Source organism: Mesorhizobium sp. PL10 (assembly GCF_053714315.1).
The window spans coordinates 1-1,035 of the sequence record NZ_JBSKBR010000146.1 but is presented as its reverse complement, the minus strand read 5'-3'; the positions used below and the strand labels follow the sequence as shown (position 1 = coordinate 1,035).

The 1,035-nt window shown below is 60.3% G+C and carries 1 protein-coding gene; it reads right to left on the bottom strand.

Features of this window, described 5'->3' with window-relative positions:
• Positions 1-1,035, bottom strand: a 1,035-nt coding sequence (gene tnpC, locus ACWGTO_RS33525) for an IS66 family transposase (RefSeq protein ID WP_454578957.1), incomplete at both ends; no start/stop codon positions are given.

Below are 1,035 nucleotides of genomic sequence, written 5' to 3'. Positions count from 1 at the left end.
GCGCACCGATGCGCGACAGCGCTTCGTCAGCGATCGGAGATGGCTTCAGCTTGATCACATCGTGGAACTTGCGGCGTACATGCGCCATGCAGGCGGCCTCGATGATTTGGTTGCCGTAAAGCTTCTTGTAACCCCCATACCCATCGGCATGCATCACGCCGCTGAAGTTTGCGAGATGGTCGGCTGGATGCGCGCCCTTGCGGTCGGGGCTATAGTAGTAGGCAATGGCTCTTGGAGTGGGATCTTGATAGCCGCTGCCATCGAAGACATAGACCCAGACCCGCCCGGTTTTTGTCTTTCCTCGCCCAGGGTCGAGAACATCGACCGGGGTATCGTCCGTATGTATTCGGTCGACCGCAGCGATATGGGCTCTGATCAGCAAGATGAGGGGCGAGAGCAGAACGGACACGCGGCCGACCCAGTCGGCCATCACGGATCGGGAGATATCTATCCCCAGCCGGTCGTACATCTCGGATAGACGGTAGAGCGGGATGTGATCGTCGAATTTGGCGACCATGATATGGGCCAGCAACCCCGGTCCGGGCTTGCCGCGCTCGATCGGCAGGGTCGGCATTTCGCCTGCCACCGTCGTATCGCAGTCCCTGCAGATCATGCGCTTTTCGACGTGGCGGACAATCTTGACGGACGCCGGCACGTGCTCCATCACCTGGACCACCCTGTCGGCGGCCTTCAGGAACGATGTGCCGCCACAGGTTGGGCAATTGCAGGGTGGCGCATAGACCAGTTCTTCGGTTGGAAGACCATCGGGCAATGGTTTGCGCTTCGGCTTATCCGGCGCGTCGTCCAACTCCGGCAAAGGAGCTTTCCCGGAGCGCATCTCAGCCTCGGCGCGGGCGGCCTCGATCTCCTCCAGCATCAGTTCAAATTGCTCGATCTTCCGGTCGATCTTTTCCGAAGAAGCGCCATGCTGCCGATGGCGGAGCAACTCCAGCTGCGCGCGCAGAAGCCCGATAATGGAGTCGCGCTTGCTGACTTCGGCTTCTTGGCTCTCAAGTTTCGCCGCCTGTTCAGCGA